Origin of the sequence: Nocardioides daphniae (genome assembly GCF_004777465.1) — a bacterium.
Taxonomy (GTDB): Bacteria; Actinomycetota; Actinomycetes; order Propionibacteriales; family Nocardioidaceae; genus Nocardioides; species Nocardioides daphniae.
In genome coordinates this window covers 202,700-218,938 of record NZ_CP038462.1, presented here as the reverse complement: position 1 = coordinate 218,938, position 16,239 = coordinate 202,700, and the positions used below count along the sequence as shown (strand labels likewise).

Here is a 16,239-nt window from a genome sequence, read left to right as displayed (position 1 = left end):
CGGGACCCTCGACGCCTTCTGTGCCACCACGGCCCCAGCGATCGGCGCGCCAGAACCGCTCACCCCCGGACCGTTCAGGGCCGGGCCACGGGGCGCGGGGCGGAGCTCAGGCGTTCCAGCCTCGTGTCGTGCCGACGTTGAGGATCTGCCGGCGCCACATCACTGCGCGGTCGTGGCGCGACACTTCGGCGAGGTCGGCCGCCGAGTCGTACTCGGCCTCGATCGTGTCGATCGTCTGCTCGACGACCTCCAATGCCTCGGTGCGGGTCAGGGCGTAGACGGCGTGGTGCTGGACGAGGTCGCGCAACGTCGACTGCTTGTCCGTCGAGTGCGGGCCGTACGCCATCGCCTGGGCGCCCTCCTCGCCGGAACGGGCGGTTGGGACCAGGTCGTAGGCGGGCGTCAGCGTCAGGTGCTCGCCGTCCCAGAACGCGGCGTGGTTGCGGGCGTGGTCGTCGAAGTTCGAGATCGCCATGTTGAACGCGATCCGTCTGAACAGAAGAGGCCCCGGATGCGGTGCCCCGGTGGCCTTGCGGGCGATGAGCGTCTCGAGGATCCGTGGGTAGGAGACGTAGCGGGCCGCCATCTCGTCCTCGCCGGCCATCGTCAGGCCGGACACGACGTGACGGCGGTGGCCGGCGGGGGTGCGGTCGAATCGGCGCACGAGCAGGACGGTTCATCCGTTCGAGGACGTGATCCTCCACTGCGGCACCTCGATGCCGACGCGGCGGGCCAGTTCGAGGCACATGGCTTCGGCGTTGGGCTGGGACTGCACGAAGTCCGAGGACGTCGACAGCTTCGCGATCCACTGGACGCCGTCGGCGCCGCGCACGAGCACCTTCGGGCGGGCGCCGCCGATGGTGGTGCCGTGGGCGATGGCGGCGTCGAGCTCGGGCGGCAGCTCCTTGCCCGCCTGGATGAGTTCGGCGGCGTCGACGAGCTCGTCCAGGCTTGCTTGGCTGCCGCGTGGCACGTACTGGGTCGCGGACTCCTGGAAGTCGATTGCTCCGAGCCGGTTGCTTCCCGAGGCGAGCATGTAGTCGATCTCGCTCAGGGAGTTCTCCGACACCTTGAGGTGGTGCTCGATCACGCGGCGGCCCCACCCATCAGGGCTGCCGTCGCGCAGGCAGCCGGGCAGGGTCAACCCTGGGAGGGGTTGGTGTGCGCCAGGCGCGAGGGGCAGCTCGGGGGTGAAGAGGCTGATCGCGGCGGGGTTGGCGAGGTAGCTGCGCCCGTAGTTGAAGACGTGGGAGGGGCCGCTGGCCACGAGTCGTCCCGCGACCACGGGGTCGGTGGTCGGGCAGCCATGTGTCCAGACGAAGACGGCGTCAGAAGTCATCGTCGACCTCGACCGTCTTCGGGCGGACTCGTCGCGTCAGCAGTGCGATGCGTTCTTCGCCGCGCAATCGCATGCGGGCGAGCTCGGCCTTGTCCTCGACGCCGAAGAGGGGCACGTGGAGCAGGACGCAGGCGTTGAAGACGGTGCCGATCGCTGTGGACGGCTTCCCGGCCTCCATGGCGCGGACGGTCGGGGGGCGACTCCGAGTCGCTCAGCCAGGTCGGTCTGGGTCCAGCCGAGGTTGATGCGGCCTTCGCGGATCTGGGTGCCGAGCAGGAAAAGGGCGTCCGTCGTGGCCGCCAAGGGAGCGATTTGCCGCTTCACGGAACCTCCTTAAATTGCGCCCAAAGCAGGTTAACAGTCATTTTATTGATGACGCAAGGGTCTGTGCTGGCTCGACGGCGAGCTGGCGCCGAGCCGGCACAGGACAGGTGGCGACAGAAGGAGCATGGGCGCCCTTGGCAGCGGTGACGGCAGGGAGTGTCGGGCTCGTGTAGGGCATGCCCGTGATGTGTGCTCGGACTGGATCCTCGCGCACATCACCAGCACCAGCACCAGCACCAGCACCAGCAGGTCAGCTCCAGGCGCCCTTGATCCGCAGGCGAGTGTTCTGCTCGATCCCGAGCTGGTCCTGCGAGAGCCGGGCCAGGGCCTGGGATGCGCTCAGCGCCAGCGACGACTCCTGGTGAGCCCACACCAGAGGCTGGATCGCGCCCTCGAACCGGTCCGAACGCAGCTCCTCGAGCAGGCCGAGGGTCGTGGCCAGCGACGGGTAGGAGTTCCACTGCTCGCTGACGGCGTTGGTCGACCACGGGGCGACTCCGGCGCGCGCCGGAACGGTGACGACGAGGATGTGGCCGTCGCGGCGGCGGTAGAAGAACCGGCGTCCGTAGAAGTTGTCCTTGCCGTAGACCCCAGGGCGGCCGGTGCGGCCGGTGACGTGGGTGCCGATGTAGTCGGTGGGGAGCTTCATGACGTGGCCCGGCTCGATCAGCTCTGACACGACTGCGGCGTGCTCGACGTCCTGGCCGGTCTTCTCCACCCCGACGAGCAGCAGCGGCCCCAGCCCGGCGCGCTCGAGCTCGGTGGAGACGTCGTCGAGGTAGGCGAGGATCGGCCTGACCATCCGTTCGCTGGTCCACAGCGCCGACAGCGGGCCGTCGACGACGATCGCGGTCTCAGCCAGCACGTCCAGGCCGCGGCGGCGCACCGACTCGATCGTGGCGACCAGGGCGAGGCGCTCGGTGAAGTCCATGACCAGGTTGAGGGCGTTCTCGCGCCCGTACGTGGCCAGCAGGTCGTCGACGCCGAGGTGGTCGGCGAGCAGCAGGACTGCGCCGCACGACCGGCAGCCGCCGCCGTGCCGGCCGACGAACCCGATCGCCTCGGCACCTGGCGCGTACGCGCCACACTCGGGGCACGAGCCGACGCGAAGCGACGCGTCCTCGATGTCGTCACCGGGCGAGGCGTGCAGCAGGAGCAGCGCGTCGGCCAAGGAGATGCCCGCGACGCTGCACTCGGCCAGCATGGAGTCGCATGCCACCCGCCAGCTCTCTGCGGTGCCCATGACGCGGCCGGTGTCGTCGACCGAGCTCAGGCCGACCCCCGGCAGGGCGTAGGAGATCACGGAGCGTCAGGAGCGGCGTCGTTCACCCGGTCACGTGTCCATCTGGTCATCGGGAGTCATCCAACCACCCGGCGCCGACAGCCACCGGGCGTTCGCGCACGGATACCGCCCCCTGACGGCGGCGCGGCCACCCGGCGGGGGGACCGAGTGACCGCTGACGCTCCTCCGAGGCCGTGCAGCCACGCTACGACGCCACTCAAACCGGCGTACATCCTCCGGAGAGGGGATCGTCGGAGCGGTGTCAGAGCGGGTGCCGGAGGCTGGCCGGAGAGCCCCGATCAGGCCTGGTCAGCGGCGATGTTGACCATCCAGTTGATGCCGAACCGGTCGGTCAGCATCCCGAACTCGGCACCCCACGGGGCGACCGCGAGCGGCTCGTTGACCGTGCCGCCCTCGGCGAGCCCGTTGAAGTAGCCACGGAGCTCGTCAGCCTGGCCGGCGTCGCCGGAGATGGAGACCGAGATGTTGTTGCCCATGTCAAGCTTCATCATCTCGGCGGGGGTGTCGGAGACCATCAGGGTGTAGCCGGCCGGGGTCTCCAGCTGTGCGTGCATCACCTGGTCGGCGAACGGCCCCTCCATCCCGCTCTCGCCGAAGGTGCTCACCTGCAGGTCGCCGCCGAGGACGGACTGGTAGAACTCCGCGGCCTGACGGGCCCTGCCGTCGAGGACGTTGATGTAGGGGTTGAGCTTGCTCGCCATGACTTCTCCCGGGTGTCGGTACGAGGTGGACGCCACGGCGGATCCCTCGCCCGGCCGCAGCGCGATCGACGCTACTCCCGGGCGCCGACAGTCACGAGGGCTGCGGACGAACGATCAGGAACCGGTCCCGGTCGTGGTGTCCTCCGGGGCGTCAGGGGCCTCGGGGTCCTTCACCGCCGCCGGCGGCGCGGGCGGCAGCGGCACCGGGTCGGTCGAGCCGGCGTCGGAGGCGTCGGCCGCGTCGGACGTACGCCGCTGGGCCAGCTTGTCCAGGCCGCCGAGGAGGGTGTCGCGCACCCTCGTCACCTTGTCGGCGTACTTGCCCTCGGTCTTCTCGTTGATCGCGCCCGTCGCCTTGTCGAGCCACCCCTCGACGTCGCCCCGCTTGTCGTGGGCGATGTCGCCGGCCTTGGTGACCGCGTCGTTGACCAGCTTCTCGCCCTCGTCGACCAGCTCGGTGAGCTGCTTCTCGACGTCGACATCCTTGATCTTGGCCTTGATGTTGTCCGCGAACGACATGGCGACTCCTGACTCGTTGGTCGGTAGGGGTGTCGCCTCCAGCCTAGGCGCGTACGCCAGCGACCATCCCGCGTGAGAGCGTAGGCGGGTGGACATCGTCATCATCGCCCTGGCGTTCGCCGCGATCTTCGTGGTCGAGCTGCCGGACAAGACCTTCATCGCGACCCTGGTCCTCAGCACCAAGTTCCGCCCCCTCTACGTGTGGATCGGCGTCGGCCTCGCCTTCGCCGTGCAGACCGGCATCGCGGTGGCCCTGGGCCGGGCGGCCTCGTTCCTCCCCGACGACCTGGTCCACGGCGCCGCCGGGCTGATGTTCCTCGTCGGCGCCCTCCTCCTGCTGCGCGAGGCGCGCAGTGCCGACGCCGAGGAGGGCGAGACCGAGGACGAGTTCGCCCAGAAGGCCGCCGCCAAGGGCGAGGTGCACGGCGCCAAGGTGATCCTGACGTCGTTCCTGGTGCTCTTCGCCGCCGAGTGGGGCGACCTGTCGCAGCTGCTGACCCTCTCCCTCGTCGCCAAGTACGAAAGCGCGGTCTCCGTCTTCATCGGCGCCTGGGCCGCGCTGCTCACGGTCTCCGGCCTGGCCGTGATCGTCGGCCGCGTGCTGCTCGCCAAGGTCAAGCTGTCGGTGCTGCACTACGTGGGCGCGGCCGTCTGCCTGGCGCTGGCGCTCTACACCGCGTACGAGCTCTTCCTGGCCTGACGGACGACCCCCCGGACGCCGCGGGCCGGCGCCTCAGTCGGCGAGCATCTCCTGCATCGTCTCGATCTCGGCGGTCTGCGACTCGACGATCTCACCGGCGAGGTCGATGGCCGGCTCGAAGCGGCCCTCCTCCTGCTCGGTCTCGGCCATCTCGATGGCGCCCTCGTGGTGCTCGATCATCATCCGGAGCCACATCTCCTGGAAGGCGTCGTCGCGCGCCTCCTCCAGCTCCTCGAAGTCGTCGGCCGACATCATCCCGGGCATGTCGTCGTGACCCGGGCCCATCTCCTCCATGATGTCGGAGCCCTGCCCCATGTCGTGACCGGAGTTGACGTGGTCGCGCATCGTCTCGGGGACCTCCTCGTCCCACTCCTCCAGCCAGTCGGCCATCAGCTCGATCTCCGGGCCCTGGGCATCGCGAATCTGCTCGGCCAGCGTCTCCAGCTCGGGGTCGAGCGGGCGGCTCTGCAGCATGTCGACCATCGACAGGGCCTGGGCGTGGTGCGGGATCATCCCCTGCGCGAAGGAGACGTCGGCGTCGTTGTGCTCGGTCGCGCTGCGGGTGCCGGAGTCGTCGTCCCCGCCGCAGGCCGAGAGCGTCAGGGCCAGCGTGAGGGCGGCGGCCGACGTGCGTACGAAGCTGCGCATGGAGGTCTCCTCGATCGACGTGACGGGCACCCTCGATGCTACGCAGTCCGAGGTCACGGAAGGGGCCTCGACAGGAGCCTCGACGGAGGCCCCGGAGAAATGGAAAGCCCGGCCGTTGTTGACGGGGGATACAACAACGACCGGGCGTGAGGAAACTTACGCCAACGGAGGTTCACAACACAACCTCTCGGCGCGAGTCTCCCCAAATGAGGGGTGTCCCCCTGGTCTCAGCGGATGGTGACCTGACGGTTCGCGAGTCCGGCGCGGGCCGAACGCTCCTCAGCGGTCAGGTCGGAGTCGTCGGCGAGAGCGGCCTCGAGGTCGGCGGCGAAGGTCTTCGCCGGCTCCTCGAGGACGGCCGCACCGGTGCCGACGGGCAGGTCCCAGACGGGGGTCAGCAGGCCGTGCGCGCGGAACATCCCGACGAAGCGCGCGCCCTCGACCAGGACGTCCTTGCCGGCGGCGTGCAGGCGGGCGAGCGCGGTGAGCAGCGCGTCCTCGTCGTGCGGCATCACCCAGCGCAGGTGCTCCTTCGTGCCGACGTTGGTCCAGTACGCCGCCTCGACGCCGGGCCAGGCGCTCCGTCGGGTGGATCGTGTCGTTGGCCTGCGCCAGCGCGGCGGAGAAGTCCTCGCCGGCGTCGGCGACGTCGGAGACCCAGAACTCGAAGGTGTCGTGGACCGTCACGTCGAGCTCGGAGTTGGCCACCAGGTCCTGGATCCGCGGGCCCTGGCCGGGGTCGGAGGTGAGGCCGACGATGCCGGACTCGCCACGCTCGGCCTGCTCGAGGGCGGCCAGCAGCACGGCACCGAGGTCGCGGGCGGGGTCGCCGAAGTTGTGCTGCACCTGCAGGCCCAGCCACACCTCGCCGGAGTCACGCACCATCGCGGGCGCGGCGACCGGGAGCATGGTGTTGAGGCGTACGACGCGGGACCCGGCGCCGGGGACACCCTCGGCGAGCGTCAGGGGCGCGGTGGCGGCCGGCACCAGCTCGCGCAGCGCGATCACGTCGCACTCACCGGCCAGCCCCTCGAAGGGACGTGCGACGAACGGCGTCGCCGCGCCGCCGGCCGCTCCGTGGCAGGCCTTGTAGCGCTTGCCGGAGCCGCAGGGGCAGGGCTGGCGGGGGCCGACCTCGCCCTCGACGGGAGCGGACTGGTTCTTGCGGGACTTCTTCGCCATGGCGCTGAACCTACCCGTCCAGCAGCTCCAGCATGTAGCCCGGCCGGTCGGAGATGACGGCCTTGACGCCCAGGCTCTGGCACAGCTCGAGGTCGGCGCGGGAGTTGACCGTCCACACGTGGATGTCACGCCCGCTCGCCACCAGCCGCCTGGCCAGGCCGGGGTGCTCGCGCAGCTCCTTGATGCCGGGGCCGACGATCCAGTCGGGGCCGATCACGCGGCGCAGCATCGGCCACAGGTGGGCCTTGTCGATGAGCTGCACCAGGCGGACGTCCGGGGCGGCGCGCTCGACCCGCTGCAGCGCCGTCCAGGAGAACGACATCACCCGCACCGGGGAGTCCTTGCCGTCCCAGCCGACGTCGCGCAGCAGTTCGACGAGCCGACGCTCCACCAGCCCGCCGTAGCGCACCGGGTGCTTGGTCTCGACGGCGATCTCGACCGGCCGGTCGTAGTCACGCACCGTCTCGAAGAGCCGGCGCAGCGTCAGGACACGCTTGTGGTCCTCGTCGACCTCCGGCGCCTCGTCGTCGAGGTCGCCCCAGGGATTCTTCCAGGAGGCGAAGTCGAGCTCGCTGAGCTCGTCCAGCTTCATCGTCGACACGATGCCGCGCGCCTCGGTCGTACGCCGCACGTCGCGGTCGTGCACGCAGACGAGGTGGCCGTCGGCCGTCAGGCGTACGTCGCACTCGAGGGCCTCGACCCCCACGTCGAGGGCGGCGACGTAGGCGCCCAGGGTGTGCTCGGCCTTCTCGTGGCTGGCGCCACGGTGGGCGACGACCTGCGGTCTCATGGCTCGATTGTGACCCAGCGCAGGCGGGAGGTCGCGCGACCGGTCCGGCGGCGCGGCGTCAGGCGCTGAAGCGGATCGACCGGTGCTGTGTCCACGCTCCGCGAACGGCGTCGAACATCTCGTGGCAGAGCAGCTTGTCGACGTCGGTGCGGTGCTGCGGGAAGAAGTAGGTGTCGAGCGGGAGGCCCTCGTGCTCGGTGACGATCCGGAACGCGTGGAAGGCCGCCATCCGGGTGGGCTCCTCGACCCCGATCACGTCGGAGAGGGCGACCTCGAAGCTTGACCCCTCGGGCTTGCGCGGGTCGATGGTGCGCCAGATGAGCTGGTGGCTGGTGAGGAAGAGCGCCCCCGACATCTCCTCGGTGCCCTGGGCGCAGCGCAGCTGGGCGAAGTGGACGGACTCCTCGCCCTCGCCCATGACGGGCTTCACCAGCTGCCAGAAGGGGCCACCGGTGAGGCGTCCGATGAGGTGCGAGTCACTCATGCTTTCCACGGTAGGGGACGGATCCAGCGCCTGACCCGGACTCTTCCCAGAGTGGACGATCGCCAGTTCGGAGTAGCCCGAACGGGCCATGCAGGCGCTGGCGGACAGGCGCGTGGACCACGGTTGACCTGGTCCGCCCTGGCCATGCGGGCCCTGGTCTGGTCTGGGCCAGTCAGTGCTGGCGCAACAGCTCCCTGAGCCCGCGCAGCGGCGACTCCGGCGGCGCGCGGCGGTCGGCGTTGACCGGGCCGGTCAGCTCCTGCAGGGCGGCGAAGAGGCGGACGCCGGTGAGGGCGTCGCACCGGGGACGCGCACTAGTCCTGTAAGTAGACTAGATTACTTTGGTAAGCATGCGTGGAACGTCGACCAAAGGTGGGTCCACAGGGCCCAGAAGGGCCCCGAGGGAGACATTTGGTCGACGTTCCACGGTGACCGAGCTACTTCATCATCACCTTGCCGGCGGTGGACGGCCACGCGTTGTTGCCGCACATCCGGCGCGGCGCCGGCAGCACGTAGTCGATCTTCTGGGACTTGTTGTAGTTGCGCGAGATCGACAGGTCGATGCCGATCAGCGAGGCGAACTTCACCGCCGCCCCGTAGCTGTAGGCCTTGCCGCCCGCCCGGTCACGCGACCAGGTGTCGCTGGTGACTCGCTGGCACTTCTTGAAGTTCGGCCGGGCGATTCCGTCGTTGTGGTCGGTGCCGCCGGTCTCCCCGGTCGGGATCCACGAGCGCGTGCACCCCCAGCAGCCGCGGGCGCAGTGCAGCTCGTAGAGCCCGTACTCGATGCCCTTCTGGTAGCTCCGGCTCGAGCGCACCGGCTTCCACGAGGCCGACCAGTCGCTGCGCGTGTACTTCGAGGAGCCCGCCTTGAACGCGCCGTACTTCTCGCCCGACAGGGTGCTCACGGCGATGCCGTAGTCGGCGCCGGTGGACGACGAGATCGTCACACCGCCCTTGCCCTTGCGCGCCGGGTAGGTCGTGGCGAAGGTGGCCTTGCGGACCTTCTTCTTGAGCTTCTTGTAGCTGCAGCCGGCCGGCGGGCTGGGCTCGCCGGTCTTCGTCGAGCCACCCACAGCCTTCTTCCCGGCGTCACCCATCGGCATGAAGCGCACCGCCTCCAACGGGCGTACGTCCGCGCTCCCCAACCCTGCCGCCGCCGGGAGCACGCCGGAGCTCGCGGCGACCTTGCGGTTGCTCACGGCCGACGTGTCGTTGGCCGACGCCCAGCCTGCCCGACGGCTGCCGGCGATCGAGAAGGCCCGGGCGCTGGTGAGCGTCCCGAAGGTGCCCCGGTCGGTGACCACGAGGGTCTGGAGGTGGACCACGCCACCCTCACCGACGTAGGCCCGGGGCACGTCGTCCGGCGTGAAGAAGGACCGGAAGGCGTGGCCGTCGACCTTGGCGCGGTCAGGCTCGGCCACCAGGGCCAGCGGTCGCTCCTCGCCCCGGCGCATCTTCCGCAGCGCTGCGTCGGTGGGCAGCGCGTAGACGCTGACCGAGCGGATCGCGGCGCCGGGCGGGACCGAGCCCACCAGGGCGGCGCTGACGGGGACGACGCCGACGTCGGAGACGGCGTCGGCGGCCTGGACCCCTGCCGCGGCGAGCGCCACGGTCATGAACGACGCGGCCGCGCCGCGCCAGATGGATCGTGAGTGCATGGTCGTTCCCTCCCCAGGACAGACCCGAGCTGCCCCCGGCGACCGACCCTGCCACACCCGACCGGTGTCGTCGAGTGTGGCAGACCGGTCAGACCGACACCACCACGCTCACTCGAAGTCGTGGCCGTCCGACCCCGAGCCCGCCAGCCGGCCACCGGTCTCGCAGTAGGTCTTGAGTCCCGACAGCGACCACGGCCAGCCACCGCCACCCTGGTTCGGGTCGTCGCCGCCCGCGAGCTCGTCGGCGTACTCGGGTGCGGCCGTCGCGTCGTGGGTGAGCACGACCCGGGTGACGGGGCCGTCGAACTCGCTGAGCTCCCACGTCAGCCGCGTCGGCGTGCTGTCGGGGTGCCACGACGGCAGCCACGAGAGCACGAGGAGCTTCTCCTCCTCGACCTTCTCGACGACGCCGGTCACGGCGACGTCGCCCATCCCGATCGCCCGCATGGCCGGGGTGGTGAGGTTGCGGTAGGAGCCGCCGGGCGTCAGCTCGACCTCGAGGTCGCCGCCGTAGCCCCACTCGTTGTTGCCCTCCGAGGTGGTGATGGCGGCCCAGACCTTCGAGGCCGGCGCGTTGATGTAGACGGTGTAGACCTGCACGAGCGAATGACTCATGACTCTTCCTCCGGGGTGTGTGGTCGGTCGGACGAGGACTCGAGGCGGCTCTTCAGGTCGAGCAGGACCGACGCGATCCCGGCGCGTTCGGCATACTTGCCGATCCACCGCTCGTGGATCTGCTGGATCGGCACCGCGTTGAGGAAGTGGCGCTTCTCCCGGCCCTGCTTGACGGCGGTGACCAGGGTCGCCTGCTCCAGCAGGCGCAGGTGCTTGGCCACCCCGAAACGAGTCATCTCGACGTGGGTGTTGACCACTGCCTCCAGCTCGCCGAGCGTGCGTCCGTCACGCTCGAACAAGGCGTCCAGGAGCAGGCGGCGGACGGGGTCCGCCATCGCCTTGAACACCAGGTCGTCATCCACCCCTCGACCATAGGTGACCATTTGGTCACATGTCTAGGGGTGGGCGAGCTCAGTTCGTCGTCAGTGCGCCGGCTTGACCCGCACCAGCAGCGCCAGCACGGTCACGACGACCACGGCGAGCAGCAGCACCGCCAGCATCAGCCCCGGGCCGGCGGAGTGGCTCGCGTCGGCCACGTCGAGCTGACGGCGCGTGGAGGCGGAGGCCACCACGTCGAAGATCCCGAAGAGGGCGGCCAGTCCGGCGAGCATGCTCGCGTTGAGCGAGCGGCGCCACCAGGCCCAGGCCGCGCTGAGGGTGACCACCGTCAGCGCCACCACGACCAGCACGGCGAGCAGCAGCGGCACCCCGTCGACCCCCGCGACCCGCGGCTCACGCGCGAGCGCGTAGCCGGGCACCCACTCGACCTCACCGCCACCCGTACGCCGCAGCCACGGCAGCAGGAGGGTGGGCAGCAGCAGGAGGCCGGCAATGCCCTGGACTCGGTGGAGGAGCGCGGGAGACACGTCGGCCGACTCTACGCGCGCTTCACACGCGCCCGCCGCGTGCCAGGCCTGCGCGCTCAGGCCTGCGTACGCAGGTACTTGCCGAAGTGGGGCACGGTGAAGGCGATCTTGCCGCGCTCGCTGGAGTAGATGAGCCCCTTCTTCAGCAAGGCGTCACGCGCCGGGGAGAGCGACTGCGGCTTCTTGCCGAGGATCGCCGCGACGTCGGCGGTCGGCACCGAGCCGATGTCGTCGACCTCCTCGTCACCGCGCTCGGCGATCGCGACCGCGGCGTCCGACATCGCCCGCAGGTAGTCCCGCTCCCCCGGCGTCGCCCGCTCGTAGCGCGATCCGAAGAAGCCGACTGCGAGCTCGGCCTCCGCCTCGGGCGAGGCGACGACCACGTCGTCGATGGTGATCGGCGAGCGGGGGGCGCGGTCCCACACGGCCTTGCCGTAGGCCTGGATGAAGTAGGGGTAGCCGCCGGTCGCGGCGTGCAGCGCGTCGAGCGCCTCGACGGTGTAGCAGGCGTCCTCGTCCTCGGCCGGCAGCGAGAGCGCGGCGTCGGTGCCCTCGCGGGTGAGCCGGTCGATCCGCTGGTAGGAGAAGAGCCGCTCGGAGTAGGACTTCGACGCGCTGAGCACGGCCGGCAGGTGCGGCAGGCCGGCGCCGACCACGATCACCGGCAGGCGCGACTGGCTCATCTCGTGGCAGGCCGCGCAGAGCGCCGAGACGTCGTCGGGACCGAGGTCCTGCATCTCGTCGATGAAGATCGCGACACCCTTGCCGACGTCCTGGGCCAGGCCGCCGACGTCGGTGAAGAGCTCGACCAGGTCGATCTCGACGTCGCCCGAGTCGGCGCGCCCGCGCACGGCGGGCGCGTCGATGCCCGGGCTCCACTGGTCGCGCAGCTTGGCGCCGGAGCCGGCGTCGCGCTGGGCGAAGGAGCGGATCACGCCGAGCACGTGGTCGGTCTCCTCGACCTGCGGGTGGCCGAGCTCGCGGACCGCCTGGTGCAGCGCGCTCGAGAGCGGGCGACGCAACCCCTGGTCGGGTCGGGCCTCGAGCTTGCCGGTCCCCCACCGCTTGCGCACCGCGGCCGAGCGCAGCGCGTTGAGCAGCACGGTCTTGCCGACGCCGCGCAGGCCGGTGAGCACGATGGAGCGCTCGGGGCGTCCCTTGGCGACGCGCTCCAGCACCACGTCGAAGGCGGCGAGCTGGGCGTCGCGACCGGCGAGCTCGGGGGGTCGCTGGCCGGCACCGGGGGCGTACGGGTTCCTGATCGGGTCCACGATGAGAAGGTATCGGCGTCTCTAGCGGACTCCCTAGATTTGCCCAGAGTGTCGGAGCGAAAGCCGACGATCGTCGTCTCTAGGCGCATCTAGCGCTGGGGACAGAACGCGGGATACAGCCCCATCGAGGCGGCCGTGAGACGCGCGATCCCCCTCCCGGCGGCGCTCGCTCTAGGGTCGCACCCATGGGGGGACACTTCTCGATCGACGTGGACGTGCCGCAGCTGCGGCGCGCCCAGCGGCGGATGGGCAACCACGCCGCCACCCTCTCGACCCGCGAGAAGCAGGCGCGTGGCGCCCCGGCCCGATGGGCACCGCACTGGAAGGGCAAGGCCGCCACCCACATCTCCGCGCAGGCACGCGAGCTCTGCCAGGACACCCGCGGCCTCGTCGGCGACCTCGAGCAGGCCGCCGACGCCGTCAAGGTCTTCGCCAACCGGCTCGACGAGGCACTCGACGTCGAGCTCCCCGACCTCAACGCCCGCTGGGAGGCCGCGCAGCAGGCGTACGACGCCGCGCACGCCAAGGCGACGAAGGCGCGCAGCAAGGCCACCTCCGACATCCCCGACGACGCGACCGACGCCGACCGGCTCCGCCTCGACCGCAACGCCGACCGCGCCCTCGGCAGCGCGATCAGCGCCGCCGGCAGCACCCTGGCCAGCGCCGGGCAGAAGCTCGAGGAGGAGTACGACGACCTCCTCGCCGACCTGCGCCGCGCCGCCCGCCGTCTCTCCCGCGCCCTGGCCAGCACCGTCCCGCTGCCCCTGGACGCCGAGAAGGCCGGCCACTTCACCCAGCGGGCCATCGACGGGCACCCGATGGGCACGCTCCCCACCGACCAGCTGTGGGACGAGCTGCAGAAGAAGGCCGAGGACGAGTTCGGCGGCCCGTCCTACGAGCTCATGGAGGAGCTCAGGTATCCGCCCGACGACCTCGGCGAGGTCGAGGCCACGCTCGCCCGGGCCCGCGAGCTCGGGCTGGAGCCGCTGCTCTACCGCGAGGCCCTCGAGCACTACTGGTTCCTCGAGGCGGCGCTGGCCGCGGGCATCGACGTCGCGGCGTGGGACCCCGAGAAGGGGGCCGCCGCCAACGAGGAGATCATCAAGCAGGTCTACCGCTACTACTACGGCGACCTCTACCTGGAGAACGCCGACCTCCAGTGGGCCGGCATGGCCAACATGATCGGCCCCTCCTTCGCCGGCGGCTTCCTCGACCTGTCGATGATCCGCGACTGGGCGAAGGCCGTCGAGAAGTACGCACCACCCGGCCGGTTCGGCGAGCTGGAGCACCTCAAGACGCTGGGTCACTGACCGACGACGACCTCAAGTTCTACGAGGTCACGCTGCTGGGCATGCAGAAGGACATCTTCCGCGACCAGGGCACCATGCACGAGGCCTACCGCCAGGGCGGCATGAAGGCGATCAAGGAGCTGTACGAGTCCGGGGCGCTCGACCGCGCGACGTACGAGTCGTGGAAGGACATCCACTCCGGCGACCCGGCCCGGGTCGAGGCCGGCAACGAGCAGTTCCTGCTGCGTGAGCAGAAGCAGATCATCGACGCCAAGTACCTCGAGATGTACGACCACCCGGTGACCGGCCAGGTCGTGACGTGGGGCATGACCCAGATCGGAAACCCTCCATCCCCGGCGCCAAGTCGTTCCCCGAGCTCTACCCCTCGTCGTGCCGGTCGAGACCCCGGGCGCGGAGAACATCGGCGTGCCCTTCACGCCGTGGCAGACCGACAACCCGCTCCAGGGCACCGTCTGGGTCGAGACGCCCTTCGCCCACGGCAACGTGGCGCAGTTCGACGACCGCTGGAAGCTGATCACCGAGGACACGCTCCCGAAGTACCAGCAGCTGCTGCGCGACGACCCCGACCTGGCGCGGGCGCTGATCGCCGCCGACGTCGGCGGCCGCGTCGACGAGTACCGCCTCAAGAACACGATCGACGACATCCTGCGCCAGCTGGCCACGGACTGGGAGGTCGACCGTGTGGAACAGTGACCGAGCCCGCCCCCTGACGACCCCACTGACGACCCTGGCAGCGGCTGCCGCCCTGCTGATCACGACCGGAGGATGCGCCGTGGAGCCCAACGAAGACCCGCGCGAGGTGGCCGCCGCCGCCGTGCTCGCCGACGGCAAGGTCGAGGTCGACCTGCGCGAGCGGGTCACCCGGGAGTCGCTAGGGGTCGCCGAAGGCGCGAAGACCGCCATCCTGGAGAACGACGACATGTCCCGCTTCTCGGTGACCGTCACCTTCTCCGACGGCCACGTGCTGAGCTCCGACGAGGTGAAGGTGATGACGGTGGAGACCGACCCCTCCGGCGAGGTCTCGCTGCTGACCCTGGGCCTGCGCCAGGTGCCGCTCGACGAGGTCGAGCGGCTCGTCCGGGCCGGCGTCGACGAGTTCGGCGTCGACGAGCGCCGGGCCACCTCCTCCTCTCCTCCGCCCGGCGGCCGAGTCGAGCGGCAACACGGTCGACGTCGCGCTGCCCGCCGAGGGGGTGGCGCCGCCCGAGCTGCTCGAGATCGTCCCCACGGTCTTCGCCTCCGGCTCCGGCCACGTCGTCAACTACTACGTCCACCTCGACGTCGAGGAGGAGTCGTGAGCGGCAGCCAGCCGATCCAGGCGGACGAGGCCACGCTGGAGTCGGTGCGCAAGGAGTTCCGCGGCTTCGAGACCGAACTTGACGCCCTGCGCACCGCGGTGGTCCGGGACGCAGCCCTCGTACGCAGCGGGGCCGGCCAGTTCGAGGACCTGGTCACCCCGGGCGCCAACACCTACGAGGCCTCCTGGTTGATGGTCACCCGCGTCGCGAGCACCTCGGCCGAGACGGTCGCCGGCAACGTCGGGCGAATGAAGCTGGACCTGTCGACGATGGACGCCCTGACGTGACGCCCCGCTGAGGGGAATCTGGCTACGCTCGACCCATGCCCGAGTTGCCCGAGGTGCACGCGCTGGCCCACGACCTCGACCAGCGCCTGCGTGACCGCGCGATCACCCGCGTCGACCTGGCCTCCTTCCAGGCGTTGAAGACCTTCGACCCGCCGCTGAGCGCGCTGCACGGCACCCTGGTCGAGGGCGTCACGCGGCACGGCAAGTTCCTCGACGTCAACGCCTCGGGGGTCCACCTGGTCGTCCACCTGGCCCGGGCCGGCTGGATCCGCTGGCGCGACGACGTGCCGAAGCTGCCGGCCAAGCCGGGCGGCAAGAGCCCGCTGGCCGCCCGCGTGATCCTCGACGAGGACGCCGACGGCTCCGGCTTCACGCCGGGCCTCGACATCACCGAGGCCGGCACCAAGAAGAGCCTCGCCATCTACGTGACCCACGACCCGGCCACCGTCCCCGGCATCGCCCGGCTCGGCCCCGACCCGATGGCCGACGACTTCACCGTCGAGGTGCTCGCCGGGATCCTCCACGACGCCGGTCGCGCCCAGCTCAAGGGCGTGCTGCGCCAGCAGGGCACCATCGCCGGCATCGGCAACGCCTACTCCGACGAGATCCTGCACGCCGCGAGGATGTCGCCCTTCAAGCCCGCCAGCAGCCTCGACGAGGGCGAGGTGGCGACCCTGTACGCAGCGCTGCGCACGACGCTCGACGACGCCGTCACCCGCAGCACCGGCCTGGCCGCCAGCGAGCTCAAGGGCGAGAAGAAGTCGCACATGGCCGTGCACGGGCGGACCGGCCAGAAGTGCCCGGTCTGCGGCGACACCGTGCGTGAGGTCTCCTTCGCCGACTCGTCGTTGCAGTACTGCCCCACCTGCCAAACCGGCGGCAAGCCGCTCGCCGACCGGCGGATGAGCAAGCTGCTGAAGTAGGCCTGTCCGGCGCCCGCC

Annotated in this window: 19 protein-coding genes and 2 pseudogenes; 5 read left to right on the top strand and 16 right to left on the bottom strand. The window is 70.6% G+C overall.

Going from position 1 to position 16,239, the window contains the following annotated elements:
- Positions 1–106: 106 nt before the first annotated feature.
- The 5 genes and pseudogenes from E2C04_RS18990 to E2C04_RS01110 form a co-directional block, all read right to left on the bottom strand.
- A pseudogene (locus E2C04_RS18990) lies at positions 107–1,339 on the bottom strand (type II toxin-antitoxin system HipA family toxin).
- Positions 1,329–1,517 (bottom strand): hypothetical protein, encoded by a 189-nt coding sequence (locus E2C04_RS18370; protein ID WP_202977849.1) that lies wholly within the window; start codon positions 1,515–1,517, stop codon positions 1,329–1,331. Before E2C04_RS18370 ends, E2C04_RS18990 begins: the two are co-directional and overlap by 11 nt.
- A gap of 396 nt (positions 1,518–1,913) precedes the next feature.
- Positions 1,914–2,966, bottom strand: coding sequence for a hypothetical protein (locus E2C04_RS01120; RefSeq protein ID WP_135831197.1), 1,053 nt, complete (start codon positions 2,964–2,966; stop codon positions 1,914–1,916).
- A 278-nt stretch (positions 2,967–3,244) separates the two neighbouring features.
- Positions 3,245–3,667 carry a VOC family protein gene (locus tag E2C04_RS01115; RefSeq protein ID WP_135831196.1) on the bottom strand — a complete coding sequence of 141 codons (423 nt, stop codon included), beginning with the start codon at positions 3,665–3,667 and terminating at the stop codon, positions 3,245–3,247.
- Positions 3,668–3,781: 114 nt separating this feature from the next.
- Positions 3,782–4,186 carry an Rv0909 family putative TA system antitoxin gene (locus E2C04_RS01110; protein WP_158630548.1) on the bottom strand — a complete coding sequence of 135 codons (405 nt, stop codon included), beginning with the start codon at positions 4,184–4,186 and terminating at the stop codon, positions 3,782–3,784.
- Positions 4,187–4,274: 88 nt separating this feature from the next.
- Here E2C04_RS01110 and E2C04_RS01105 point away from each other — a divergent pair, with 88 nt between their 5' ends.
- A complete protein-coding gene (locus tag E2C04_RS01105) occupies positions 4,275–4,886 on the top strand; it encodes a TMEM165/GDT1 family protein (protein ID WP_135831194.1) in 612 nt (203 codons plus the stop codon).
- 33 nt (positions 4,887–4,919) lie between these two features.
- Here E2C04_RS01105 and E2C04_RS01100 read toward each other — a convergent pair whose 3' ends face one another.
- The 10 genes and pseudogenes from E2C04_RS01100 to E2C04_RS01060 form a co-directional block, all read right to left on the bottom strand.
- Positions 4,920–5,534, bottom strand: coding sequence for a DUF305 domain-containing protein (locus E2C04_RS01100; RefSeq protein WP_135831193.1), 615 nt, complete (start codon positions 5,532–5,534; stop codon positions 4,920–4,922).
- Between the two features lie 227 nt (positions 5,535–5,761).
- A complete protein-coding gene (locus tag E2C04_RS20525; protein ID WP_275106537.1) occupies positions 5,762–6,046 on the bottom strand; it encodes a DUF5926 family protein in 285 nt (94 codons plus the stop codon).
- Between the two features lie 118 nt (positions 6,047–6,164).
- Positions 6,165–6,716: pseudogene (locus E2C04_RS20520) on the bottom strand (DUF5926 family protein); the annotation flags it as partial.
- A gap of 10 nt (positions 6,717–6,726) precedes the next feature.
- Positions 6,727–7,506, bottom strand: coding sequence for a glycerophosphodiester phosphodiesterase (locus E2C04_RS01090; RefSeq protein ID WP_135831192.1), 780 nt, complete (start codon positions 7,504–7,506; stop codon positions 6,727–6,729).
- A gap of 58 nt (positions 7,507–7,564) precedes the next feature.
- On the bottom strand, positions 7,565–7,990 hold the full coding sequence (locus E2C04_RS01085; protein WP_135831191.1) for a PH domain-containing protein: 426 nt from the start codon (positions 7,988–7,990) through the stop codon (positions 7,565–7,567).
- A 437-nt stretch (positions 7,991–8,427) separates the two neighbouring features.
- Positions 8,428–9,651, bottom strand: coding sequence for a hypothetical protein (locus E2C04_RS01080; RefSeq protein WP_135831190.1), 1,224 nt, complete (start codon positions 9,649–9,651; stop codon positions 8,428–8,430).
- Positions 9,652–9,759: 108 nt separating this feature from the next.
- A complete protein-coding gene (locus E2C04_RS01075) occupies positions 9,760–10,266 on the bottom strand; it encodes an SRPBCC domain-containing protein (protein ID WP_135831189.1) in 507 nt (168 codons plus the stop codon).
- Positions 10,263–10,628, bottom strand: coding sequence for an ArsR/SmtB family transcription factor (locus tag E2C04_RS01070; protein ID WP_229721367.1), 366 nt, complete (start codon positions 10,626–10,628; stop codon positions 10,263–10,265). The genes E2C04_RS01075 and E2C04_RS01070 overlap by 4 nt, the downstream gene beginning before the upstream one ends.
- 60 nt (positions 10,629–10,688) lie before the next feature.
- A complete protein-coding gene (locus E2C04_RS01065; protein WP_135831187.1) occupies positions 10,689–11,132 on the bottom strand; it encodes a hypothetical protein in 444 nt (147 codons plus the stop codon).
- Between the two features lie 56 nt (positions 11,133–11,188).
- Positions 11,189–12,403: an ATP-binding protein gene (locus tag E2C04_RS01060; protein ID WP_135831186.1), complete on the bottom strand. Its 1,215-nt coding sequence runs from the start codon at positions 12,401–12,403 to the stop codon at positions 11,189–11,191.
- Positions 12,404–12,588: 185 nt separating this feature from the next.
- On the opposite strand from E2C04_RS01060, the gene E2C04_RS01055 reads away from it, so the two are divergent.
- Positions 12,589–13,713, top strand: coding sequence for a WXG100 family type VII secretion target (locus tag E2C04_RS01055; RefSeq protein ID WP_135831185.1), 1,125 nt, complete (start codon positions 12,589–12,591; stop codon positions 13,711–13,713).
- On the opposite strand, the gene E2C04_RS01050 is transcribed toward E2C04_RS01055, so the two are convergent.
- Positions 13,707–13,988: a hypothetical protein gene (locus tag E2C04_RS01050; protein WP_158630547.1), complete on the bottom strand. Its 282-nt coding sequence runs from the start codon at positions 13,986–13,988 to the stop codon at positions 13,707–13,709. The two genes, E2C04_RS01055 and E2C04_RS01050, sit on opposite strands and share 7 nt — an antisense overlap.
- A 94-nt stretch (positions 13,989–14,082) precedes the next feature.
- Here E2C04_RS01050 and E2C04_RS01045 point away from each other — a divergent pair, with 94 nt between their 5' ends.
- The 3 genes from E2C04_RS01045 to E2C04_RS01035 all read left to right on the top strand — a co-directional run bounded on the left by E2C04_RS01045 (position 14,083) and on the right by E2C04_RS01035 (position 16,221).
- Positions 14,083–14,406: a hypothetical protein gene (locus E2C04_RS01045; protein WP_135831183.1), complete on the top strand. Its 324-nt coding sequence runs from the start codon at positions 14,083–14,085 to the stop codon at positions 14,404–14,406.
- Between the two features lie 79 nt (positions 14,407–14,485).
- Positions 14,486–15,298, top strand: coding sequence for a hypothetical protein (locus E2C04_RS01040; protein WP_135831182.1), 813 nt, complete (start codon positions 14,486–14,488; stop codon positions 15,296–15,298).
- A gap of 35 nt (positions 15,299–15,333) precedes the next feature.
- Positions 15,334–16,221 (top strand): Fpg/Nei family DNA glycosylase, encoded by an 888-nt coding sequence (locus E2C04_RS01035; protein ID WP_135831181.1) that lies wholly within the window; start codon positions 15,334–15,336, stop codon positions 16,219–16,221.
- Positions 16,222–16,239: the final 18 nt, after the last annotated feature.

Coding starts and splice junctions, on each gene's coding strand:
- E2C04_RS01035 (WP_135831181.1), top strand. CDS start 15,334: ATGCCCGAGTTGCCCGAGGTGCACGCGCTGGCCCACGACCTCGACCAG.
- E2C04_RS01110 (WP_158630548.1), bottom strand. CDS start 4,186: ATGTCGTTCGCGGACAACATCAAGGCCAAGATCAAGGATGTCGACGTC.
- E2C04_RS01090 (WP_135831192.1), bottom strand. CDS start 7,506: ATGAGACCGCAGGTCGTCGCCCACCGTGGCGCCAGCCACGAGAAGGCC.
- E2C04_RS01085 (WP_135831191.1), bottom strand. CDS start 7,990: ATGAGTGACTCGCACCTCATCGGACGCCTCACCGGTGGCCCCTTCTGG.
- E2C04_RS18370 (WP_202977849.1), bottom strand. CDS start 1,517: ATGGAGGCCGGGAAGCCGTCCACAGCGATCGGCACCGTCTTCAACGCC.
- E2C04_RS01115 (WP_135831196.1), bottom strand. CDS start 3,667: ATGGCGAGCAAGCTCAACCCCTACATCAACGTCCTCGACGGCAGGGCC.
- E2C04_RS01100 (WP_135831193.1), bottom strand. CDS start 5,534: ATGCGCAGCTTCGTACGCACGTCGGCCGCCGCCCTCACGCTGGCCCTG.
- E2C04_RS20525 (WP_275106537.1), bottom strand. CDS start 6,046: ATGCCGCACGACGAGGACGCGCTGCTCACCGCGCTCGCCCGCCTGCAC.
- E2C04_RS01080 (WP_135831190.1), bottom strand. CDS start 9,651: ATGCACTCACGATCCATCTGGCGCGGCGCGGCCGCGTCGTTCATGACC.
- E2C04_RS01075 (WP_135831189.1), bottom strand. CDS start 10,266: ATGAGTCATTCGCTCGTGCAGGTCTACACCGTCTACATCAACGCGCCG.
- E2C04_RS01055 (WP_135831185.1), top strand. CDS start 12,589: ATGGGGGGACACTTCTCGATCGACGTGGACGTGCCGCAGCTGCGGCGC.